Source organism: Larkinella terrae, assembly GCF_009668025.1.
GTDB classification, from domain to species: Bacteria; Bacteroidota; Bacteroidia; order Cytophagales; family Spirosomataceae; genus Larkinella; species Larkinella terrae.
On record NZ_WJXZ01000006.1, the window covers coordinates 418938 to 441454 of the forward strand.

18 protein-coding genes are annotated in these 22517 nt (G+C 49.1%); 9 read left to right on the forward strand and 9 right to left on the reverse strand.

The features are described from left to right. The first annotated feature begins 236 nt into the window (after positions 1 to 236). On the forward strand, positions 237 to 3155 hold the full coding sequence (locus GJJ30_RS12385; RefSeq protein WP_170299176.1) for a CotH kinase family protein: 2919 nt from the start codon (positions 237 to 239) through the stop codon (positions 3153 to 3155). A gap of 288 nt (positions 3156 to 3443) precedes the next feature. Here the strand turns inward: GJJ30_RS12385 and GJJ30_RS12390 are convergent, their stop codons facing one another. Continuing rightward, on the reverse strand, positions 3444 to 4391 hold the full coding sequence (locus tag GJJ30_RS12390; RefSeq protein WP_154175464.1) for a LysR family transcriptional regulator: 948 nt from the start codon (positions 4389 to 4391) through the stop codon (positions 3444 to 3446). A 153-nt stretch (positions 4392 to 4544) separates the two neighbouring features. Here GJJ30_RS12390 and GJJ30_RS12395 point away from each other — a divergent pair, with 153 nt between their 5' ends. Together GJJ30_RS12395 and GJJ30_RS12400 are read left to right on the forward strand one after the other, a co-directional pair. Further along, a complete protein-coding gene (locus GJJ30_RS12395; RefSeq protein WP_154175465.1) occupies positions 4545 to 6206 on the forward strand; it encodes a carboxylesterase/lipase family protein in 1662 nt (553 codons plus the stop codon). A 292-nt stretch (positions 6207 to 6498) separates the two neighbouring features. Next, positions 6499 to 6861 carry a hypothetical protein gene (locus GJJ30_RS12400; RefSeq protein WP_154175466.1) on the forward strand — a complete coding sequence of 121 codons (363 nt, stop codon included), beginning with the start codon at positions 6499 to 6501 and terminating at the stop codon, positions 6859 to 6861. 114 nt (positions 6862 to 6975) lie between these two features. On the opposite strand, the gene GJJ30_RS12405 is transcribed toward GJJ30_RS12400, so the two are convergent. Next, positions 6976 to 7923: a hypothetical protein gene (locus GJJ30_RS12405; protein ID WP_154175467.1), complete on the reverse strand. Its 948-nt coding sequence runs from the start codon at positions 7921 to 7923 to the stop codon at positions 6976 to 6978. A 406-nt stretch (positions 7924 to 8329) separates the two neighbouring features. On the opposite strand from GJJ30_RS12405, the gene GJJ30_RS12410 reads away from it, so the two are divergent. Then, complete coding sequence (locus GJJ30_RS12410) at positions 8330 to 9253, forward strand: YihY/virulence factor BrkB family protein (protein ID WP_170299177.1); 924 nt, start codon at positions 8330 to 8332, stop codon at positions 9251 to 9253. Positions 9254 to 9470: 217 nt separating this feature from the next. Further along, positions 9471 to 10412: a helix-turn-helix transcriptional regulator gene (locus GJJ30_RS12415; protein WP_229313095.1), complete on the forward strand. Its 942-nt coding sequence runs from the start codon at positions 9471 to 9473 to the stop codon at positions 10410 to 10412. A gap of 8 nt (positions 10413 to 10420) precedes the next feature. On the opposite strand, the gene GJJ30_RS12420 is transcribed toward GJJ30_RS12415, so the two are convergent. After that, positions 10421 to 10918, reverse strand: coding sequence for a cupin domain-containing protein (locus GJJ30_RS12420; protein WP_154175470.1), 498 nt, complete (start codon positions 10916 to 10918; stop codon positions 10421 to 10423). Positions 10919 to 11203: 285 nt separating this feature from the next. Here GJJ30_RS12420 and GJJ30_RS12425 point away from each other — a divergent pair, with 285 nt between their 5' ends. Continuing rightward, a complete protein-coding gene (locus GJJ30_RS12425; protein ID WP_154175471.1) occupies positions 11204 to 12145 on the forward strand; it encodes an NAD(P)-dependent alcohol dehydrogenase in 942 nt (313 codons plus the stop codon). 552 nt (positions 12146 to 12697) lie between these two features. Then, positions 12698 to 15556, forward strand: a complete 2859-nt coding sequence (locus GJJ30_RS12430) for an immunoglobulin domain-containing protein (protein WP_154175472.1) — start codon at positions 12698 to 12700, stop codon at positions 15554 to 15556. 149 nt (positions 15557 to 15705) lie between these two features. Here the strand turns inward: GJJ30_RS12430 and GJJ30_RS12435 are convergent, their stop codons facing one another. The 3 genes from GJJ30_RS12435 to GJJ30_RS12445 all read right to left on the reverse strand — a co-directional run bounded on the left by GJJ30_RS12435 (position 15706) and on the right by GJJ30_RS12445 (position 17716). Further along, a complete protein-coding gene (locus tag GJJ30_RS12435) occupies positions 15706 to 16053 on the reverse strand; it encodes a hypothetical protein (RefSeq protein WP_154175473.1) in 348 nt (115 codons plus the stop codon). A gap of 282 nt (positions 16054 to 16335) precedes the next feature. After that, positions 16336 to 16752: a response regulator gene (locus GJJ30_RS12440; protein WP_154175474.1), complete on the reverse strand. Its 417-nt coding sequence runs from the start codon at positions 16750 to 16752 to the stop codon at positions 16336 to 16338. A 556-nt stretch (positions 16753 to 17308) separates the two neighbouring features. Then, the gene (locus tag GJJ30_RS12445; RefSeq protein WP_154175475.1) at positions 17309 to 17716 is read right to left on the reverse strand and encodes an EthD family reductase; all 408 of its coding nucleotides are present in this window, start codon (positions 17714 to 17716) and stop codon (positions 17309 to 17311) included. Positions 17717 to 17840: 124 nt separating this feature from the next. Here GJJ30_RS12445 and GJJ30_RS12450 point away from each other — a divergent pair, with 124 nt between their 5' ends. After that, entirely contained in the window at positions 17841 to 18707 is an 867-nt protein-coding gene (locus GJJ30_RS12450) for a LysR family transcriptional regulator (protein ID WP_154175476.1), read from the forward strand. Positions 18708 to 18773: 66 nt separating this feature from the next. On the opposite strand, the gene GJJ30_RS12455 is transcribed toward GJJ30_RS12450, so the two are convergent. From GJJ30_RS12455 to GJJ30_RS12465, 3 genes are all read right to left on the reverse strand, one after another. Next, entirely contained in the window at positions 18774 to 19886 is a 1113-nt protein-coding gene (locus GJJ30_RS12455) for an FAD-dependent monooxygenase (RefSeq protein ID WP_154175477.1), read from the reverse strand. Between the two features lie 77 nt (positions 19887 to 19963). Then, entirely contained in the window at positions 19964 to 20839 is an 876-nt protein-coding gene (locus GJJ30_RS12460; RefSeq protein WP_170299178.1) for a helix-turn-helix domain-containing protein, read from the reverse strand. A 216-nt stretch (positions 20840 to 21055) separates the two neighbouring features. Then, positions 21056 to 21964: a ClpXP adapter SpxH family protein gene (locus tag GJJ30_RS12465; protein WP_154175478.1), complete on the reverse strand. Its 909-nt coding sequence runs from the start codon at positions 21962 to 21964 to the stop codon at positions 21056 to 21058. 222 nt (positions 21965 to 22186) lie between these two features. Between GJJ30_RS12465 and GJJ30_RS12470 the strand changes: the two genes are divergently transcribed. Then, positions 22187 to 22489, forward strand: a complete 303-nt coding sequence (locus tag GJJ30_RS12470) for a winged helix-turn-helix transcriptional regulator (protein ID WP_154175479.1) — start codon at positions 22187 to 22189, stop codon at positions 22487 to 22489. Positions 22490 to 22517 lie beyond the last annotated feature (28 nt).

A 22517-nucleotide genomic window follows, 5' to 3' on the forward strand; every position in this document is an offset into this window, starting at 1 on the left:
CCTTCCGGGAATTAGAAGCGGGTTATTCAGACGGCTTCACTTACATCTGTTTTGGTATTTAATTAGACTAATTTCACAAATTTTACGTTATCGCTGGATTTCTTATAAAAATGTACATAATTCGTTATATTATTGTGTAATTAAATAAGCGAGACCAATTATAAACGTGAAAATGTATGAGAATAAAGTCTACTGGAGACAGAAGGTTAGGGGATTTCTTTTCGTGGTTGATTTTAGTGATTACTCTTCTGCGGGCAAACGCAGCTTACGCCCAAACCATTTCGATTAGTTCGGGGCGGTTTCAAATTGACAAAACCGCCAGGATTATTGTCTGCAATCAGCTCCCCGGATCTTCAGGCGAATCGCCGGTAAAAATTCAATTTGATCAGCAGGAATTTACGATTTCCGGAGTAGTTACACCTTTTGAAATTGGAAAGAAATACAGCGTAACGAAAGATGGCGGAACCTACGCACTTTTTTTTACTAACTTTCCAATCCTAAACATCAATACCAATAACGTTAAAATTAGCGAAACCGATGATTTAACCCGGGGAGCAATCTCGCTCAATCAGGCTTCGGGTGATGTTTTTTCGTCTAATATGGGAATAAAAGTTCGCGGGGCTACTTCCCGGGCGTATCCCAAAAAATCGTATAAGATCGAGCTTTCAACCGATGCTGCCGGGGCTAATTCCCGCGACGCATCGCTACTGGGATTGCGCGAAGACAGTGAATGGTTGTTGATGGCGATGTACAATGAACCCATGCGTATTTCAAACGTGACTTCGCATGCGCTGTGGATTAAGATCCATAAATTATACTATTCAAACAAGGAACCGGACGCTCGTTCGGGCATTCGAACCCGGTATATTGATGTTTTCTCGAACGATGCCTATCTGGGTGTTTATGCACTGGCCGAGGACATGGACCGCAAGCAGCTTAAGTTGAAAAAGACGGCCGATGATGGTTCCATTCGGGGGGAATTATATAAAACAGACGGCTGGTCAAATGCGACAACCTATACGGCACCGTTACCGGCATTTAACGGTGGTACGTCGCAGGATTGGTACGGTTATGAAATGAAATTACCCAAAGATCCTTACAACTGGGCCAATCTGTATGAATATTTAAAATTTGTCGTAAACTCTTCGACTGAAACGTTTAATGCCAATAGTAAAACCTGGCTCAGAACGGATAATGTGGTCGATTATTTCCTCTTTTTAAATCTGGTGCGGGCCACTGATAATACCGGGAAAAACGTATTTCTGGCCCGCTACAAAGAAGGAGAACCTTATTTCTTTATTCCCTGGGATTTGGATGGCTCATTGGGTTATCAGTTCAATACGGTTAAAGTAAACACCACCAATGATATATTGACGAACGGGCTATTCAATCGGATGCTGAACCGGAATACAGACGGTTTTAATTATAAGCTGAGAAAGCGCTGGTTCGAACTGCGGAAAGATGTACTGACAACGGCAAATTTAAAGAAGGATTTGTCTGATAATTATTCGCTCTTGCGCAACGAAGGGGCTTATGAACGGGAAAAAATGAAGTGGCCTTCTTCAGTTGATAGCGAATCCCTGACGTATATGCAAACCTGGGCCGAACAACGGGCTGCGTATATGGATCATTATTTCGCTTCAATACCGGAAGAAGGCGCGGCAGTTGCGAATTATGAAGGATTTTTATCAACACCGAATTGCTCAAGTTTGCAGGGTTGGGCGTGGAATAAAACCATGCCGAATACACCCGTTGAGGTTGAAATTTTTGAAGGATACACGGTGGTTGCCAGCCAAAACGCGAACATTTTCCGTCAGGATTTGAAAAACGCCAATATCGGCAACGGTATTCATGGGTTTAATGTGCCAACGCCCGATTTTTTAAAAGATGGAAAACCGCATTACATCAGTGTGCGGGTTAAAAATACGGGGTATGTGCTGAAGGAATCGTTTAAAACTATCAATTGTCCGGGCAACGGAACCGGCCCACCACCACCCGCGAATCCGGCACCCGTGGCACCGACGGTTTCGCCTTTGTCGGCCACGGTGAATGCGGCTTTTTCGACCACGCTACCGGTTTTTACAGATACCGATCCACTGACCTATGCCCTGAACGGTTTACCGGGTAATCTGGGTTTCAACCCGGCTAATCGGCAGATTACCGGCACACCGACAACGAGTGGGACCTTTAGCCTCACTTATACCGCCAGCGACGGGCAGAGCACGACTCCGGTTTATATCTCATTGGTTGTCAGCAATACCGCCGTCGCGAATCAACCGCCCCAGGCTCCGGTGGTCAGTCCGCTTTCAGCCACGGTGAATGCGGCTTTTTCGACGACCTTACCGGTTTTTACCGATACCGATCCACTCACGTACGCGCTGAGTTCGTTGCCTAACGCGCTGACTTTTAATGCCTCAACCCGGCAGCTAACCGGCACACCGACGGTCAGCGGTGCCTTCAGCCTGACGTACTCGGCCACGGATACGCAGTCGGCCAGCAACTTTGTCGTGGTATCGCTGACAATTAGCCCGGCGGTTTCCGAGCCACCTCCGGTTACGGTGACAGGAAATTTCGAAGGGTATCTCGACAAGGTCGAGTGTGGGAGCATCCGGGGGTGGGTCTGGGATCGCAACAAACCCAACACGGCGTTTACGGTGGAGTTCTTCGCCAATGGAACCGCCATCGGAACGGCCAAAGCCGATATTTTCCGGCAGGATTTGAAAGACGCCGGTAAGGGCAACGGCTCGCACGTGTACACTTTTCCCACGCCCGCCAGCGTCAAAACCGGGACGACCTATCAGATCAGTGCGAAGGTTCAGAACAGCAATTTTGTGTTAAGCTGGTCGCCCAAGACGCTGAATTGCCCGGTGGGCAGCCGGTTGAATGGCGAGGACGATGCCGAAAACGCCACCGGTTTAACGGTATGGCCCAATCCATCGAACGGTACTTTCGAGATTGACTACCGGCTAGAGGGAGGAAAACCGGGGGAGTTATCCATTATAGATGCTTCAGGCCGGGGCTGGTTGCGAAAGACGGTGGAAGGCGTAGGACCTCAAAGCCAACGGGTTTCGTTAACGGGAGCCAACGGAATTTTCCTGATTCAGTTGCGGCAGGGAAATAAAGTGCAAAGCCGGAAAATCAGTATTGAAAAATAGCACTACTTCCAATGTTTTAAAAGGAGCAACTACCTCAGCGTACTTGCTCCTTTTCCCAATTTCTAGTTGAAAACTCCCATACGGTTGCTACTCACTTTTCCCAACCATTCCACCCTGCTGTTGAGATTTTCGTGGCTGGCTGAAAGGATCGTTCCGGTGGTCACTGTCGCTTTCCAACTGGAAGACATTGAACCTTTTAGCTTTAGCACCGTATTGAACTCAGAAACCGAACGTATTTTCTTATTTTTAAAATGTCACGTTACTTCCCAAGTTAATTAAAAACAGTTTTCAATCCGTTTTTTCGTCGCTGTGTGGAAGAGCCCAAACCGATGTGGCGCGTACGATTCCGCTCAGGGCCAGCACCAGTGGTTTGGGTTGTTCGGCCCGGTGGATGAGAACGTGCCGGATCACGACCTGTTTGAAAGGTGTCCCATCCAGGTTCACGATGGGCATCGCCTTTAGATTCGGTTCCTGCCTTAAATCGAGGGTCGCCGGAATAAAAGCAATGCCTTTTCCCAGTCGGACCATGCTTTTCAGCAGATCAAAGGAGGGAACAAAATGCGCAATGTTTCGTTGTCGATGAAAGTTGGCCTGACGACAGGCTTCTTCCAGTTGATCAAAATAAAGCCCTGTATCCGGCCCGTGGTCAATCCATTTTTCATGTTGTAACTCACTCAATCTGACTGCCTTCTGCCGGGCCAACGGATGGCCGGTTTCCATCAGAATGGCGTAATCGGCTTCAGCATACTGCGTTGCGGTCAGTCCGTCTCGCTCCAGCGGAAGTACACACAGGCCCAGATCCGTCTGGTCGCTGGCGACCAGATCCTGTACCTGAATTGGGTTGGGAGCCTCCACCAATCGAACGTCGATCGAAGGAAAGTGAGTCGAAAACAACTCGAGCATCCCCATGATCCGTTCAGGTAGGATGAGTTTGAAAACGCCTAATGTAACCACCAGTTGATTGCTTTCGGCTTGCCGGACGTTACGAACGGCCTGGTCACTCAATTGCAGGATTCGTTTGGCATCCGTCAGAAAAGACGCCCCCGCTTCCGTCAGCTCAACCTTGTGATGCCGGTTTCGTTTGCTGGCCACAAACAGTTCGACCCCCAACTCCCTTTCCAAAAGTTTGATTTGCTGGCTCAAGGCGGGTTGGGAAACAAACAGACGACGGGCGGCCCGGCCAAAATGCAGTTCATCCGCTACACCCGCAAAGTATTTTAGCTGCCGTAATTCCATACATTAAACAAGCTGTCGGCCAATGAGTTGGCAAAGCTGATAAGTATTTCTAATTACAAGGTAAGAAAGAACGATTAGACTTTTTTAGCATTTTTCTGTCTTTTTGCGCTTTAGGTTTTACTGAACACCGTCAATAAGCCTAATTCTCACCTGATGAGCCCGATTGGACGACGAGATTTCCTGACTCAAATATCCTTAGCTTCCGCAGCGTTGTCCCTTTCCGGCACTTCACGGGCCTCGGTGCCAAAATCGGACGAGTTTGTGGTAGCGGAAACGGCCTACGGGCGGATACGGGGCGTTCGGAAGGACGGTGTCAACCTATTCAAAGGGGTTCCCTATGCGGGAAGAACGTCCGGTGATCGGCGGTTTCGTCGCCCGGCCCCGCTGGACCCCTGGACCGGCGTTCGGGACGCCCTGCAGGTTGGTCCACCGGCCATTCAATCACCCCGCCGGAATGAACCCGCACCTTCGGAGGATTGCCTTTTCCTGAATGTATGGACTCCGGCCAATGACAATCGCAAACGGCCGGTCATGTTTTACAGCCACGGGGGCGGTTTTGTGATTGGATCGGGCGCTTCTGCCAGTCAGGATGGCTCCAATCTGGCGCGTAATTTTGATGTAGTCGTCGTCGAAACCAATCATCGACTGGGGCTGCTGGGCTTTCTGTATCTGGATGAACTGGGCGGCCCTGACTACGCCGGGTCGGGTAACGTGGGCATGCTCGATATCACAACGGGCCTGAAATGGGTGCATGATAACATTGCCCGGTTCGGGGGCGATCCCGGCAACGTCATGATCTGGGGCGAATCGGGTGGGGGCGCCAAGACCTCCTGCCTGTACGCCATGCCGGAAGCGGCACCGTATTTTAATAAAGCTTCCATCGAAAGCGGTCCGGGCGTGCGGATGACGCCCAAAGACGTGGCGGCCGAAACGACGGCCATGCTGCTGAAAGAGCTAAACATTGCACCCAAAGACTGGCGAAAACTCCTGGACGTGCCCGCGTCTGATTTGCTCGTCCTACAAGGTAAATTACCCTTTATTCCTCCATTCCAGGAAAAAAACCGCAATCAGGGCATGATGCGTCGAAACTATGGCGGTTTTGGCCCGGTTGTCGATGGAGTGGTTTTGCCAAATCATCCCTTTGATCCGACTGCCCCGGCTATTTCCCGCGATAAACCGCTTCTGGTAGGCTGGAATGAGGATGAGTATACATTTTTTGCGTGGGAACGCAAGGACACCGAGTTTGCCAAACTGGATTTCGACAGCCTGCCGAAAAAGCTGGAACCACAGTACGGAGCTGATGCCGGGAAAATCGTTGATACCTACCGCAAGGCTAACCCCAATGCTTCAGCACCGGACATTTTCGTCGCGGTGTCGTCCATCACCATGATGGGACTGGGGTCGGTTGATATTGCTGAGAAAAAAGCGAAACAGGGCGGGGCACCGGTTTATCTTTATAATTTTGGCTATAAGTCCGAAAAGAAAATTCCGGGGACCGATTATGCGATGGGGACACCCCACGCGATGGATATTTCGTTTAAATTCAACAATGAAATTCCGCCCCGCGACGGTTCCGAGCCAAAGGAGAGCTTCTTTGGCGGCAACCGGCCTGAGCGGTTTACCGCTTCCCGGCACTTTGCTGAATTGTGGGCTACGTTCGCCCGGACTGGCAAACCGGCGGCAAAAGATTTCCCATCCTGGCCTGCTTATAACCTGAAAACCCGTCCGACCATGCGGATCGATGCGCAATGTGAAGTCATCAACAACCGATTCGGGGAAGAACTCGCCCTTTGGCGATCGGTCGGAAGGTTGTAAACAAGGATTCACTAACCGTTCACTACCATCTCTATTACCAGCACTGTTGTTCTACTACCATCTCTATTTCTAACTTACTCAGAACCCTATCGCTTTGAAAAGCGATAGGGTTATTCCTGATTGCTCCGGTAACAGACTTGAATAACTCGATGGGTATGATATAGTTAAAATATAGTTAAAAAGGGTGATTTGAGAGTGTCTGGTGCTTTTTGGACATTAAAAAAACAGAAAATGTAAACAATTCTTATTGGTGGCAAGTTTTATGATATAGATAAAACATAAACTTGAGGCTATGAAAATCGCAGTAGAGGAAGGGCAGGATAAGGCGGTATTGGCCGACGGCCTGCAACAGGTTACCATCACCAACATTGAGGAAGGCGTGAGCGAACATAAAGGCATTCCTTATTTTGCCGTTCGGTTTGAGAATGAAGAGGGATATGTTTCGCACCGGTTTTATCAATCGAAAGCGGGCATGCCAGCGATTATTAAACTTTTTGAGATGGTAGGTATTGAAGCTCAGGAAGGCAAAGAACTCGACACGCAAAAACTGGTAGGCAAAAAGTTATCCATTGAAGTAGGGGAGCGGTCATACACCGACCCGGAAACCCACAATGAGCGGACGTTGAAACAAGCCATTAATTTTCTGGCGAGCTAGCCAATGGCAGACCGGTTTCGTCAAAACAGCCCTGATGTTGGTCAGGGCTGTTTTAATTTCACGTAAGCTGGGATAAATCCGGAAGACTTTACAAACTAATCGACCTTTTTCGGATTAGTGGGGTTTGGGTGTTACGGGGTCCACAAGCTCGTAAGCGTAAGGTGTCGTTTTTTCGTTGTGCGTATAAACGGCTGAAACATAGCCATCTGCGTCCAGGTCGTAGGTCATACTGTGTACTTCAGTAAAGTTCTGACCTTCAATAACCATGGCGCCATTCAGCAAATGACTGCTTTGCGCACCATAAATTGGCAGAAAGAAGTCGATAATGTCCGATACCGGATCGGCGCCCCATTCATTCAGGTGCAGAGCCTGGTTCACACCGCCTTTATTCAATTGAAAGGGGCATTTTACATAACTGCCATTGGGCCAATACGAAACGGCGATATCTCCGTTGTTCCAGTATTGGCTCTGCAAGAAATTAACCGCCTGGGTTAAATTACCCGCCGGACCATACTTTCTGAGTTGCAGGATGTTATGGAGATAAAACGGATCCTCATAATAGCGGAATTCGTAACCCGATAGCTTTATCGCACCTGGCTTGGATGCACTGACCCAGGTAAGCTGATTCCGATCATTGTAGGAATAGAACAGTTCGTGCTCATCCGAAACATACTTCTTCGCCTGCGTAAAATCCGTGCTTTTCGAGCTGATACACCGACCGTTTGCATCCAGTTGAACAAGCGTGGTCCAGCCCAGCAGATTGTCGTAATAGTGGCTGATCAGAATTTTATTACCCGCCTGATAATCATACTGAATCCGGTGGTGACCATTGTCGACTTTGTCGATCCGCGCTTCATGGATGCCATCGTGAGCATAATACACCTTCATCTTGCCAACCTGCGTCAGTCGGCGTATCTTGTTCGGCGCGCCTGGCAAGTTGACGGCTACCCTGGCGGAGCTTCGTTGCGCGGGAATAACATCCTGCTCGTTATGACAGGCCGACAGGCTGGCTGTTACCAGAAAAATCGTACTAAGAACACCTTTTTTCAATGGATTGAACATGTTTTTTGTTTGTTTACTTTAGTTGAATAGCCTACTCTGCTTCAGGTTTTCGGCGCCCCCTGTGTCGATTGACGAAGCAAAATTGGCCCGGGAGCGAATGGCGAAGAAAGATTTCCACGCGAATCGTGGGTTCCGAATCGTGAATTGCAATGCGCAGAAAACGAGTTGCTTTTGGGAGCGTTTGGACGTGAATTGGGTAACCGGTGAATTTTTGTTGAAGGAATCAGCCCGGTTTTTTCCGTTTTGCCCGTTCAGGATTTGGATTATGCCCAATGAAAATCCTTTTTTGAAACCACCCTGATTTGCCCTGACTGCGATCTCTGAAAAAGCGCCGGGATTTGTTGTCGTGCGTACAAACCTTTTGCTAGTCAGATCGTTAGCCACATGAGATGTAATCAACACGAACTTGAAAAAGGCCAAACCCGTTTTCCGATTATTCCTTCAGTCTTTTGCTGATTTAAAAGGGAATGATCCCATTCGCATGGCCGCAGCTACGGCTTTTTTTACCTTTTTTGCGCTGCCTCCGATTGTAATTATTCTCAGCCAATTGAGCGATGAGCTGTTCAGCGGCCAGGGCCAGCGGGTGAATATGCAACTGATCCATAAACTGGCAGAGGTGTTTGGCGAACGGAGCGCCCGCCAGCTTCAGGATATTTCCCGACATCTTCAACAACCCCCGCCGAGCACATGGCTGACGGTATTTCGAATTTTTTTGCTGCTCCTTGCGTCGACAACTCTGTTTTCGATTATCAAAAATTCGCTTAACCAACTCTGGCGGGTAAAACCGGTGAAAAACCGCCGAATCTGGTATCTGCTGCTCGATCGGGTCGTAGCCTTGGGAGTGATTGTTTACTCCGGTTTTTTGGTATTCATTTCCTTATTTATTCAGGAAGCGGTAGGATCGGTCCAGGCAAATCTATTCAAAAGCGGTTTTGGTGCCGAATGGTTGCAGGAAAGTGGTGATTTTGTTCTGACATTGATACTGCTAACCTGTTGGTTCACAATCGTTTTTAAATTTCTTCCCGATATTCGCATTCGTTGGCGGGCCGCCTGGGTGGGCGCATTAGTGACCGGTTTGCTCGTTGAAATAGGGGAACACGTGCTGGATCGCCTGTTGATTACCAGTTCCGTAAATTCATTTTTTGGCGGCTCGGGGGCCATTATCCTGATTCTGCTTTTTGTCTTTTACGCGTCTCTGATTTTTTATTACGGCGCAAGTTTTACCCGCCGGTATGCCCAGCGGATCCATCTGGCGGTTAAACCCGATGGTCAGGCAGTTGCATATGAGATCAGGGAAGTAGACAACGGCCCAACCCAGTCGGATACCTGAAAATAGAGAATAGAAAGTGACATTTTATTGTTCTCAGACGTTTACAAAACTGCGGTCAGGAATCTGGATCAGGTTTATTCACCGAAGATGTTTGGATGAAAAATTCCGTTCCTGATCTACCAATGTCCAACACGATTCCGCAATATTGCTGAACATTAGCAACCGATGGCCGATTGTCATGATATTCAGTTTTTCCGCTACCCCCGAATTTGACTTTATGACGTACTTTGCCCGACACATCCAGGCAACTGTACAAAACGGCCTGCTGGTGATACCGGATCACATTGGGGACGGTTACATCCGGAAACTGGTGTTCGGGCCGGACTTCAAGATTACCATCCACCGGTACGTGCTCCGGGAAGATCTGGTTATCAAACGCCAGACGTCCGGCCTGGGAAACGACCTGATCACCGTCTTTTTTTACAGCAACGAGCAGGCGCTTGAGATCACTTTCAACGATGAACCCCATGTGCAGTTTTCCCATCGCGATGAGTCAGCTATTCAGGTTACGTCCAACGATCTGAGTTCAACCATCCGTTTTCCCGCTCATCAACTGATTCATTATGTGGTTGTTGCCATAAAACCGCCCCGATTAAAGGACTTGCTGGCTGTCAGCGAACCCAACTCCGTCCTGCAAACCATTACCGGCAGCGGAAATTCCTTTCTTTTCTTCGAAAGTATGGCTGCGGAAACCAAACTGCTGTTGAAAAATATGGCAGCCATCGATATGAATGATCGCTTGAGCAACTTTTACATGCAGATCAAGGTGCAGGAGTTGCTTTACCTGGTTTTCCATAAATTGTCTTTGCGCGAAAACGCTGCCCACCAAACGATCAACAGCGCCGATGCGGAAAGGCTCTTGTCCATCCGAAATGAGATCATCAGCGACCTAAGCGTGCCGCCGGTCATCCGGGAGCTGGCTCAGGTCGCGGCCATGAGCGAAACCAAACTAAAACAGCTTTTCAAGCAAACGTTTGGCTCCACGATTTACAATTATTACCAGCAGGCCCGAATGGAAGAAGCCGCTTTTCTCCTGAAACAGGGCAAGCATTCGGTGGGTGAAGTGGGCTACGAACTGGGCTTTTCCAACCTGAGCCATTTCAGCCGAATTTTTGAAAAACATTACGGCTTAAACCCGAAGCGGTACTCGTATTCGTAACACTCGCTTTATCCCAGATAATCGGGTGGGAAGACCTGCTGACCGTGTTTTTCGGCAATAGCCTGTAGTTTTTTTATGGTGGCAGCGTCCAGCACCGGCGGAGGCAGAAACTGGCCAGCCGCGACGGGTTGGCCGATCTCCACGAATAAGGATTCCAGTCCGGCCGGTACCACAGTGCAAAGCAAATGGGCGGTATGCGAGGTCCTGTTCTTAAAACCGTTCACCACGCCCCCTTTCGGAATGGAAATAAAAGACCCTTTGGTCGCTGTATAAGTCCCAAACTCGGATTTGACCTCAATTTCGCCTTCGATCACGTAAAAAGATTCTTCAAAATCCGCATGGGCGTGCGGGCCGGGTCCACCGCCGGGTGGGACAAGCATGTCAATGGTGGCGAATGCTCCTCCGGTTTCTTTTCCACCGACCAGTATTCGGTAGGTGCTGCCACCGACGGAAACGCTTTTTCCTTCTTCAGACCCCAACGTGATCGGTTTTTTGTGATTTTCCATTTTGCTCGATTTAAATACACCACAAAGCTCGGAAGGCTCCCGGCTGGAAAATATTCCGATGTGGCAATAAATCAGTCCGATCCGGCAAACCGCCTGAAACTGCCTATCAACTTTAACTATACGGAACATATCCACAAGTGAGAAACTCACCCGCCAGTGCGATTTCCCCGTACCGGGCTGCCTTGTCGTATTCGACTGTTTTTCTGGCTTTTTGCGCTATTTACCGGTCGGAAGATCGCCCACCTTTGCTGCATAGAAAACAAACAACTTATCAGCGAAATCACCATGAGAAAAGTAATTTATAACCGGTTTGGCGACGAAAGCGTACTGGAATTAACCGAGCAGGCAGTGCCCGGAATTCAGAAAGATCAACTGCTGATCCGGGTGAAAGCGGTTTCCATCAACCCGCTGGACTGGAAGGTGTATGGTGGCGAAATGAAATTGATGTCGGGATCAGCCTTTCCCAAATCGGTCGGCATCGATTTCTCAGGGATTGTCGACCAAACCGGCAGCGAAGTTGCACGCTTTAAGGCGGGTGATGCCGTCATCGGCTTGCTGGACGTTTTCAAAGGCGGAGCCCTGGCCGATTATGTAGTTGTCAAAGAAACCGATCTTGCCCCAAAACCGGCCAATATCTCGTTTGAGAAGGCCGCTGCCTTACCCGTAACCGGACTGTCGGCTCTGCAAATTATTGATCAGCTGGCTGCCGTCGGCGCTAATCAGGAGGTGTTGATTAACGGAGCTACCGGTGGGATTGGCCTATTTGCCGTGCAGATTGCCAAAAAACGGGGGGCCAGAGTAACGGCAGTTGTCAGCGCAAATGGCGTTGCCGATGCGAAAAAATGGGGGGCGGATACCGTTGTCGATTATACCAAGCAAGATATCAGGCACCTGAACCAGCCGTTCGATGCGGTTATTGACCTGTCCACCCGATTTTCATTCAAGGATGCCAGGCGCCTGATGAAACCCAAAGCTGTCTTTGTCAGTACGCTCCCTTCACCGTTGACGCTCCTTTCTTCGTTCGTTAACAATCTTTTTTCGGGTAAAAAAAGGAAGATCCTGATCCTGAAACCAACCGTGGAAGGGTTCAATACGCTAACGAAACTGGCCGAAAATGACCTACAAATCGTGCTGGATAAGACGTATTCCATGACTAACGTCAGGGAGGCTTATCAGGAAGCGCGTCGGAAAAAAATCATTGGTAAGTCGGTGATCGTTCTTGATTGAAGGGCGAAAGATGGGGCTTAAGAACTTGACTAATTGTGCTAAAGAATAAAGGCGGTTTTACTGAATTCAAGTAAAACCGCCTTCTTTTTTCTAACGCGTCCTGGCTTTGTTTCACCTGTTCATGAGATGCCTGGAAACCAATTCGGAGCACGATGGTAGTTGCGTTTGTTGATATGATTTTGAGCGAACTGCCATAGATGACAAGGCATTCCGGCTGAACGAGCGATAGCCTCCGATGGGCCGTAGACGCCGTCGGGCGGAGACAGTGAAGCCGGGTCCAACCGCAGCGTATTTCCATTCTTTTTGAAAAATAACTGTATAATTTTTCAACGTATAGTGGCTAACTAGATGGTAGGCAGCCTGGACGATAAATGCCTAGACCATTATTTATTCCATTTGCGCCGAAATTCGGGTACCAGGTGCGTTGAGTTGACTCTTTGGGAAGATTGCGATAGTAATTGGGAAAATTACGATAGTCCGAACAGCCTATGAAAGCTAAGTTTGCTGTCACTTTATCGATCTTACCTGTTTGACTTTGTCTTCATCCTGCTTATGATCCATTCACTTTTACTTACCCATGGGCCGTCCTGCCGGAAAAACCGTCTGCTTGCGGTTTTCATGTTTGTGTGCCTGACCTTCGGCTCGGCCCGGGCCGCGACCTATTACGTGACCGTCAGCGGAGCTGGCGCAAAAACCGGGGCTGACTGGGCCAATGCTCTGGATGCCATTCAATTGTCGGCTCAGGTTTTGAATGCCCAGAACGGCGATGTTTTTAAACTGGCTGCAGGAACGTATAAACCGTATGGACTTACACGGGAAGAACCTTATTTAAGGATTAGAACGAACATCAAAATTTACGGCGGCTACACGATAGGTACCGAAACCCGTACCCTGGGTACGACCATCTTTTCAGGTGATACGGATGACGATAACCTGCTGGATGGCGACAATTTTCCGGTTGCGATCTATTTCACATCAGTTGGGGACGAAGCCCGACTCGATGGGGTGGACATTACCCTGTTTTATTCAACCAGTAGGGTGGCATCAGCCATTTTCATTTTTACAATTATCGAGCCCACAAGTCCCATCATTTCAAACTGTTCCATTTACCAGAATTATGTAAATTTTGGGGCCACTGTGACAGTTAATGCCAGTTTCAGTGACCAGGTCTCACCAACACTGATCAATTGCCAGATCAGAAACAATCAAGGCTATTATAGCGGTGGGGTCTGGTGTTACAGTGGGAACGGGGGAGGTTATATCCGGCTCACCCTGCTCAATTGCACGTTCGTTGGGAACCAGGGCAGTGAGGGTGGGGCTGTTACGAACGGGGAAGGTTTGGACCCCTTCGAGATTAACCTGACCAATTGTATCGTTTGGGGCAATTCCAACTCGCCAGGTCCGGCAATTTATAATAATTACGGGATCACTACCATTACCCATAGTGATATTCAGGATGTAACACCTTCCGGTTCGATTGTCAGCGTTGATCCCCAATTTGTTGATGCGGCTGCTGGAAATTACCGACTTCAGGGTTGTTCACCCCTGGTTAATCAGGGCAGTACCGTTGCCTACACGACGGCCAATGGTCCTGATACCGATCTGGCGGGGAATAACCGCTTGGTCGGAACCATCGACATGGGCGCCTACGAGTTTCAGAACTCGCTGGCCATTACGGGCGGACCTGCTTCGGCTTCGACGGTTTGCCCGGGCTCGACCGTCAGCGTACCGGTTTCGGCCACCAGCGCGGGTTCTATTTCCTACCAATGGTTTAAAGAGGGAAACTCCTTGGGGGAACTCCAGACTTCGGCCACCCTCAGTCTGACCAACGTCCAGGCCAGCGATGCGGGCAATTATAAGGTGGTCGTCACCTCGGACTGCCAGTCGTTGACCTCCACGGCCTTTTCGCTGAGCATCAGTTCCGGAGCAGCAAGCCCGGTGCTCAGTGTCGCGCCAGCGGTCACCCAACCCATTTTGCAAAATACGCCATCCGTAACGGTCAACATCGCGGGCTGTGCGGGCGGAACCGTCAACTGGAGTGGTTCCAATGCTACCTCCGGCACCGGCCCGGTGATCAATGTTCCCACTACCAACGTAACATCGATCGTGTACTCGGCTACCTGCACGCTGGGCAGTTGTGCTTCCCAGCCCGGGAGTACCACCGTAACCATCAGTCCCCCGCTGGTGAGCGGCAGTTTCGATGGGTTCGTCTATGGTGCCGATTGCTCGACTTTCCGGGGCTGGGCGTGGGATCGCAACAAGGGGAACACCGCTGTTTCGGTCGATATTCTCGATGGAGCCACCGTCCTGGCGACTTTGCTGGCCGATGTTTTCCGGCAAGATCTGCAAACCGCCGGAAAGGGCAATGGCAAACATGCTTTCAGCTGGACCATTCCCGAAAGTCTCAAGGACGGTTTAGCGCACAACCTTTCGGCCCGGGTTTCGGGCAGCGGTTTTATCCTGAAAGACTCGCCGAAAGCCTTAATCTGTCAGGGCAGCAGCACACCGACCAACAAAGCACCCGTACCGCCGTCGCCCACGGTGTTAATCGCTCCGCTGGCCGCGCAGGTGAACGTGCCTTTTTCGGGAACGCTGGTAGCTTTCACTGATCCGGAAAGCCAGCCGCTGACCTACGCCCTGAGCGGTTTGCCCGACGGTTTGTCGATCAACACCGTCAACCGGGTGATCTCGGGAACGCCAACGGTTGCAGGCACCTTTGTGCTGGCCTACTCAGCCAGCGATGGGACTTTAATCAACTCGGTGAGCTTTCCGCTGACCGTCAATCCGGCGTCGACTACGACGGTGACCGGCAGCTTTGAAGGCTATCTGGACAAAGTGGAATGCGGTACGATTCGGGGCTGGGTCTGGGATCGCAACAAGCCCAACACCCCGGTTTCCGTCGAATTCTACGCAAAAACCGCTGGCGGTTCTGAAACCGTCGTTGGCAGTACCGTCGCCAACATCTTCCGACAAGATCTGAAGGATGCGGGCAAGGGCAATGGAGCACATGCCTACAGTTTCGAGGTACCCAACGGTTTGAAAGACGGGCAAACCAGGGCGATGTACGGTCGGGTGCTGGGCAGCACCTACGTGCTGAAAGATTCGGGGAAACCGCTGACGTGTAATTCCCCAACGCGCTTATCGGCGGAAACCGGTCCGGAGCTTCAGGTGACGGTATTGGGCAACCCGGTTTCGGATCAGCTTCGGGTGGAAATTCGGGGAGTGGAAGGGCGGCTGGTCCGGCTGCAACTCACAGACGCCAGCGGCCGGTTGATCACGCTGCGCCAGATTGAAGCGGCAAAAGCCGTTGAGCAGCAAACCGTATCGGTTCAGGGAAATCCGTCGGGACTATTGTTGTTGCGGGTTGAAAGCGGGCAGAAACAAGTAACCCTGAAAGTATTGAAACCGTAAAAAATTAGAAACAACCAAAAAGGCGCGGGTCGATGATCCGCGCCTTTTTGGTTATAGGGATTGTCTCCGGCGACTGATCCGGTTAAATCGTCCATCCGGAGTAACTTTGCAGGAAATAAAAAAGCCCGCTGGTGGGTGGGCCAGGTGCTTTAGGCAGCCATTGCCAGATCCGGAGCCATGTCGCGGGTAGGAGCCAGGCTGATGTGATCTGCCACCTGCTGCAAGGCCAGGTCGCGTTCTTCAATGGATTTATACCGCTGCGTTCCTTTCAGAAGAGAATCGTTTTTTATGTAGAGATTGAAGCGGAGGTCGCCGGGCAAATCCCAGGTTGAATAATTCTCTACCACCGGACCATGTCGGCGGGTGGCGCTGATCGCCCTGAGGCAATCTTCTTTGCACAGGAACGGTTCGCTAATCAGGATGGAATCATTCTTTTCCATTACCTTAAACTGGTACCGGTTGCCGATTTTCGGCTGGTTTTCAATCAGGAAATACATCGTATTTGTATGTTAGTCGCGTTTCTTAAAAAACCGTAATTAAGACTATGCGCTAAAGTCCGGCAAACTATTTTCGCCGGATTCAGACAGCTCATTATCATTAATTAGAGTACAACGGTTTCGTAATGCAACTATAATACATTTGTGGCTATATTTCAAGTGTTATGATATAAAAATATTATATAGCTGATTGGGTGGTAGGTTAGTGTTGTTAATATGCGGTTAGGATTGGTAACCACGCTACTAGAACGGCCCGCGAATGCAGGCTATTTAACAGCGCAATTATTGGGCAACCTGAAAAAGTTGAGCCGTCATTTCCGGATTGGAAACCGGGAGTAATTCCTGAAGCTGGTCGAGCAGCCGTTGGTTCGAAAAGGGTTTTTGCAGAAAAGCATCGGGTGAAGCGTCCACAATGCCCTGGCGGACGATGGTCCGCTCAGCAGCCGACATTAAAATGACCGGTGGCCGACCCAAACGGCTGTGCAGAAAATGCAAGACATCCAAACCGCTCAGCCGGGGCATCATCAAGTCCAGCAAGATGAGATCCACCGTATGGCCGGGAGTGTTGATCCACTTGAGCGCTTCCAGGCCGTCGCCAGCAACAATAACCTGATAACCTGCCCGGGTTAATTGAATGGTGAGCAGCATTCGGCTGGTCGCTTCGTCGTCGACGACCAGAATCCGTTGTTTTTTTTTCATGGAGGGTGCTACCTTGCGGTAGCCTTATAGTACACGTTACCTTATGTCGATGCTACCGGAGGCCTGGTTGTTGGGATCGTTGACAGCAGTCCTGTAACGCGTGGCTGAAAGGGCCTTTAAAGATGATTTTTTAGGAATTAATAGACAAGAATGAGGAGCTTAAATTCGAAAATTAAGTAAAAAAGTGAGTTTTCGGTATGGAAATTATAGGCATATCCGCTAGGTAATGGTTGTAGACCGACGGATCATTCTACTTAGTTTTCACGCGGCCGCGTTCGTGTTTGCGCCAGACGAACGGGCAAACGGGTTTTTCGGAAAAAGATTTCTAGTTTTTCGGCTGTCATGCCTGAAAACTGAAACCATTATTCCCTTCTCTGAGGATAAATCTAATTATCAGACAGTCGGAGTTTTAAAGCGGATCGCAGTACGGGAGCGGGCATTATTTTCAGGGCGCCCTGAATGAATGAGAAGGGTGAAGTGGAAATAAAGCGGTGTTATCAGGACCAACTGAAACGCGCAAGTGGCCCTGACCAATCAACAACTGTTCAGCGGCTGATTATTTGACCACCTCACTCACCAGAATGACGGGACTGATATTGGTGTAATTCGGAAAATCGGCCCGAATGGCGTCACGGTTTGGCGCGATAGCCGCCTGATAGTCGCTTAAGCTTTTTACGTAAAATGTGCCGATTGCCATAAAAGGAAGCGGTTGATTGGGAATACCGCTGGAAAGTCCTTTTTCAATGGTGTATTTAACCAGATTGGTCCCTAAAAAACCGGCCACCATTGGCATGTGCCTGGTTTCGTAATACTCCATGTTAAACGTTTTCCCTTCGGCATACGGGTACATGATGGATACTTTAATTAAGCCTTTTTCAACAGTAGCCGTGTTGCGCTTTTCCTGGCCAAACGCGACCGAACAAATGATTAAAAGAAGAAACGGTACAAGCAGATTGAATTTCATAATCAATTCAGTTTAGTGGTGAAAGGGTTGATTTGAAGTCTTATTCCGCAAATATCCCAACTCGGTTTATATTTGCAAAACGCTATTTTTCGATGAAATCAATCGGAAAAATCGATTTAGAAAGATGGAATTAAGACAGCTTAAATATTTCCTGAAAGCCAAAGAACTATTAAATTTTACGGAAGCTGCCCGGTTTTTAAATATTAGTCAAAGTACGCTATCGCAGCAAATTAAGCAGCTGGAAGATGAATTAAATGTTCCTTTGTTTAACCGGATTGGCAAACGAATCACTCTTACCGAAGCTGGTAAACTGTTTGGTGAATATGCGTTGCAGAGTATAAATAGAGCAAATGAAGGATTATTGCTTTTGCAGGATCTGAAAAACCTGAATACGGGAAAAATTACCATCGGCGTAATTTATTCTATGCGAATTCTTTTTGCCAAAACCCTGATTCAGTTTGCCACGCAATACCCCAATATTAAAGTCCAGGTTGTATTTGGCACCACCAAAGACCTGCTCGAAAAGCTTAATTTACACCAGTTTGACTTCGTGTTGACGTTTTATGAAAAAGCCAAAGAACCGCATCTGAAATACCAAACCCTTTTAAGCGCAAATATGGTCTTGGTAACGGCTAAAAAATCAGCCCTGGCTCACAAAAGCAACATATCGCTTGAGGAAGTGGCCGCGCTGCCACTGGCTTTACCTTTCAGCGGTTCCAGTACGATTCAGTTTTTTGAGGAGTCATTCGGCCAAAAAAATCTGAACCCGAATATTTGCATGGAAATAAATGATATACCTACCTTATTCGAAATTGTAAAAACCGGTCGCTGGCATACCATATTAAGTGAAACCAGTTTAAACGATCCGGAGGTTGTCGGTATCCCGATTAAAGGAAAAAACATGCGACGAACCATTATGATTATTTCACTCAAAGAAGCTTACGAAAAGAAAGCCGTGAAAAAACTCTATGAGCTAATGACTACCATGTAATGTTTTACGCCCCGGTTTTTCCTTTAATCGTGATTTAACCGCCAACTATCTTTAAACATCTGTTATTTAAAATGGGGTAGTTTGCGCGTTACCTTTTTGAACACCTTCTTCGGTTCGGGGAAGAAAAACCGTACTCAGATTTTGACGGGCTTCGGCCTGCACGCGTTCGATAAACGGACGAAAGTTTTTGTTATAATCCTGAAACGCTGACTCGATATTTCCGTCGTTTTTCTGGAATGCATCGGCTAAGGCGGCAGCCCCGCTCATCGCCAGTGAACCTCCCATGCCCGCAGCCGGTGATGCACAATAGGCAGCATCGCCCACCAAAGCCACCCGGCCTTTTGTCCAGGACGGCATTTTGATTTGGTAGAATTCAACGAAGTAAAAATTGTCCGCCTGCTCCATTTCTGCCAGGAGTTCGGCCGTGCGCCAGCTTTGTCCGGCAAACTGCTCAAGAATCAACTGCCGTTGCTGCTCCTTGTTGCGGTAATCATACGGGATTTCACTGTCTGCAACAAAGCTGAAAATAATATCCGTATTGTTCCTGTAGGCATTTAAGGTAATCGATTTGCCCGGCACCCGGAACAGTTGCATCGTTCCCGGTTTGATCAATGGCTTATTCAAAATGGTGAGCGAGCCATACGCATTCAAAAAATGGGCATAATCCGCTTCCCCACCAAACCAAAGTCTTCTCACACCTGAGTGGACTCCATCGCAACCCAGCACCAGATGAAAAGAGCGTTGCGGGCCATTTTTAAAATGAACGGTCATCCCATCTCCGGTTTCGTGAAGGGCCGTAATGCTGTCGTTAAACAGAAACGTAACGTCGTTTTGCAACTCTCTGAACAGAATTCCGATGAAGGCATCCCGCTCGATTTCTATTTCGTCAGACCCTTCGTCCGCCATCCGGATCGAGCCCTCCGTCAGATCGTCGCCATTCTTAAACTCGACCAGGTCAACGTGTAAGCGGTGTTTCTTTAGCTGGTCAAACAGACCCATGCGTTTCAAAACCGCAATCGTTTCGCCTTTGAAATCCACGGCTGCACCCGTAATCCGGGGCTCCGGAGCCATTTCGACCACCGTTACCCGATATCCTAACTGATTCATCCACCAGGCCGCGCCAAGCCCGGCGATGCTGGCACCCGAAATGAGCACATGGTTCCCTTTTTGTAAGTCCATTGTATATGCGTTTTTTTTTGCACAAAGGAACCTCATCAAAGTAGGATTGGAAATGGCTGGACCGGGTAAGTATTGGACTAATCGCGGTTTTTCATCCGAAAGGACAACGCCGTCATGCCGGTCACTTTCGTAAAGAGCCGGGAAAAATACGGGTAATCGTCATAGCCCAGTTCAGCGGCAATTTCTTTCACTGATTGATCGGAATGATAGAGCAATTGCTTGGCTTCCAGAATAATACGGTGCTGAATGTGATGAGAAACGGACTGGCCAGTGGCGGTTTTAACGCATTCATTCAGGTAAGCGGTCGATAGGTTCAGCCTCTGCGCGTATTCGGCCGGGCGTTTGGTCGTGGTAAAATGGCGTTCCAATTGTTCCCTGAAGGCTTTGGTTATCAGATCAAAACGCGAAAGTTTGCCGGTAGATTTGGTTTGCGTTAAATAGGTCGAAAGGATCAGGGCAACCAGGGCATTGCAGGCATCTTTCAGGATGGAGTGACGAAATCTATCAGCCTTCCGTTCAGCCACTTTCAGGCAAAGAGCTGCGGCTTCGGCAAGGAGGGCCGCTGTTTCGGGTGCTAATGCTAGCGGTTTTACGGGAACCAGTTCTTCCAGCCATTTCAGATACTCAGGGTTCAGATTTTCATTTGTCATCGCCAAACTTACGACGGTTACCTGGTCAGCGGCTGTGGTGCGGTGCACCTGATCAGGGTGAATGTAGATGACCGACGAGGGCTCCATCTGGTACTGTTGAAAATCAATTTCAATATGAACCGTTCCTTTTTCGAGCAGATGGAATGTGTGCGTGTTGTGCCGGTGCGATTGTCGATCTTCTGCAACGGGGTTGGCGTAATCCAGCGGAGGTAAATGCCGGAAGGATATTTTTTCAATGGCAATCCCCGCGTCCAGGTCGTCGGTCATCGCGTTGACCGGTATGGATTTCGTTTTTTTTGCCATCGGTTTGAGTTCCCTTTATGGATATTTCAAAAATCTTTCCTGATTCGTAGCAAGCATCATTGAGCTACTTTTTTATAAATACGGCCTCCGGTCAATTCGTTCAGGGTTTCATCCATTTTATTGATCAAGTCATCGCGCCCGGTGTGCATGCGATGCATAGGCCCGGGTACCGGATAGTGTCATTCAGAACGTGTACGCCAGTTAGTGCGAAGTGGTTTAAGATTCCTTCCTGATCCACAAATCCCCATTTTTCGTCCCGAGTCTGGACAGGTGACCTTGCTCGGTCAGGTTCTGCAAATAGGCTTCACTTTCCGGGCGGGAAACACCCGACAGTTCCGAAAACTCACGCGCGGTCAGGGTAGGGTAGTGGGCGAATAAAGGCTGCCATTGGTGATCGATCTCCCTCTTTTGAATGGAAGGATGGACCTTTTTTAGCGCATTTTCATAAACACTGTAGGGTTTTGTTCCGTAGACAAATTCCTGATTACCCGCATCCGTGCCGAAAAATAGGGACGGAAAACCGCGTACGCCCAGCTCCTGCCCAAGTTTTAAGTCGTCCCGAAATTGCGTTTGGGCTTCTCCTTCGAAATCCGCTTTCAGTCTGTCAACCGCTAACCCGACAAATTGGGCAGCCTCCGCCAGATGCTCCCACCGGGTAATATTCTTCTTTTGCAGAAAAACCATCTCGCGGATTTTTCGCAGAAAGCGAATGGCCATTTCCGGACTCTGCAACTGGGCGGCCTTGAAGGCAATGGACGGCGGAAAGGACGAATGCAGCGGATCTTCGAGCCAGACATCGCCGTCAATGGGCATGTCATAATGCTGACTTACCTCGTCCCAGTGTTGGGCGACATCCGACGGCTTGCTGATGCCACCGCTATTGTAACTCCAGTCGGGGAGGAGCCCACCCATCCGGTATTCTATTTCCAGCGCATGGCCATATTCGAGTTTCAGCCTGCGGAGTTGGGGTTCGATTCCCCAGCACGATGAACAGATTGGGTCGGTAAAATAACTAATTTTAACCGGTTTTTTCGTCGGCGAAACCGCCTGAACCGGCGACGCCAGCGTTGAATCAGGTCGCTCGCAAAGTCCCGTTTCGATGTCGCACAAAAGCGGATTTTGCATTTTATGGTCTGCGATGGGATCATTAGGAAGTTTTATTGGTTCCATGGTAAATTCTTATTTAGTTTTTCGAAAGGGCGTTTGGAAAGCCGTTGCCATCGCCGTTCGCAAAAGCCCCGAATACTGTTTTTGCTCCCGGCGACGCCCGATTTTATCAAATGCGTAACTTGGCTGCAAAGTTGGGAATGGCGTGGGAGCCTGTCAATTAGTCAGAAAAAGTTGACTATGGGAGAAATACAAAAAAGTGATACGGTTTGTCCGGCTGAAGAGCTGTTGAAAATACTTTCCGGGAAGTGGAAGCCTCAGCTTTTCAGGCTAGCGCTGGATGGACCGCTGCGCTTCAATTCGTTGCTGCGGCAGGTGGAAGGTTCCAACAAGCAATCGCTGGCTATGGCCTTGAAAGAGTTAGTAGAAGAAGGCTACCTGGACAAGGTGATTATTAAGGCCAAACCCCTGCACATTGAATATACCTTATCCGCGCGGGGGAGGACATTAATTCCGGTTTTTAAGCAATTGGAAATTTTATAAAATATTGATCATCAGCTTGAAGCTGACT

Excerpts from the sequence above, each read along its gene's own strand:
- GJJ30_RS12390 (WP_154175464.1), bottom strand. The coding sequence starts at position 4,391 with ATGGAATTACGGCAGCTAAAATACTTTGCGGGTGTAGCGGATGAACTG.
- GJJ30_RS12395 (WP_154175465.1), top strand. The coding sequence starts at position 4,545 with ATGAGCCCGATTGGACGACGAGATTTCCTGACTCAAATATCCTTAGCT.
- GJJ30_RS12400 (WP_154175466.1), top strand. The coding sequence starts at position 6,499 with ATGAAAATCGCAGTAGAGGAAGGGCAGGATAAGGCGGTATTGGCCGAC.
- GJJ30_RS12405 (WP_154175467.1), bottom strand. The coding sequence starts at position 7,923 with ATGTTCAATCCATTGAAAAAAGGTGTTCTTAGTACGATTTTTCTGGTA.
- GJJ30_RS12415 (WP_229313095.1), top strand. The coding sequence starts at position 9,471 with ATGACGTACTTTGCCCGACACATCCAGGCAACTGTACAAAACGGCCTG.
- GJJ30_RS12420 (WP_154175470.1), bottom strand. The coding sequence starts at position 10,918 with ATGGAAAATCACAAAAAACCGATCACGTTGGGGTCTGAAGAAGGAAAA.
- GJJ30_RS12425 (WP_154175471.1), top strand. The coding sequence starts at position 11,204 with ATGAGAAAAGTAATTTATAACCGGTTTGGCGACGAAAGCGTACTGGAA.
- GJJ30_RS12430 (WP_154175472.1), top strand. The coding sequence starts at position 12,698 with ATGATCCATTCACTTTTACTTACCCATGGGCCGTCCTGCCGGAAAAAC.
- GJJ30_RS12435 (WP_154175473.1), bottom strand. The coding sequence starts at position 16,053 with ATGTATTTCCTGATTGAAAACCAGCCGAAAATCGGCAACCGGTACCAG.
- GJJ30_RS12440 (WP_154175474.1), bottom strand. The coding sequence starts at position 16,752 with ATGAAAAAAAAACAACGGATTCTGGTCGTCGACGACGAAGCGACCAGC.
- GJJ30_RS12445 (WP_154175475.1), bottom strand. The coding sequence starts at position 17,716 with ATGAAATTCAATCTGCTTGTACCGTTTCTTCTTTTAATCATTTGTTCG.
- GJJ30_RS12450 (WP_154175476.1), top strand. The coding sequence starts at position 17,841 with ATGGAATTAAGACAGCTTAAATATTTCCTGAAAGCCAAAGAACTATTA.
- GJJ30_RS12455 (WP_154175477.1), bottom strand. The coding sequence starts at position 19,886 with ATGGACTTACAAAAAGGGAACCATGTGCTCATTTCGGGTGCCAGCATC.
- GJJ30_RS12460 (WP_170299178.1), bottom strand. The coding sequence starts at position 20,839 with ATGGCAAAAAAAACGAAATCCATACCGGTCAACGCGATGACCGACGAC.
- GJJ30_RS12465 (WP_154175478.1), bottom strand. The coding sequence starts at position 21,964 with ATGCAAAATCCGCTTTTGTGCGACATCGAAACGGGACTTTGCGAGCGA.
- GJJ30_RS12470 (WP_154175479.1), top strand. The coding sequence starts at position 22,187 with ATGGGAGAAATACAAAAAAGTGATACGGTTTGTCCGGCTGAAGAGCTG.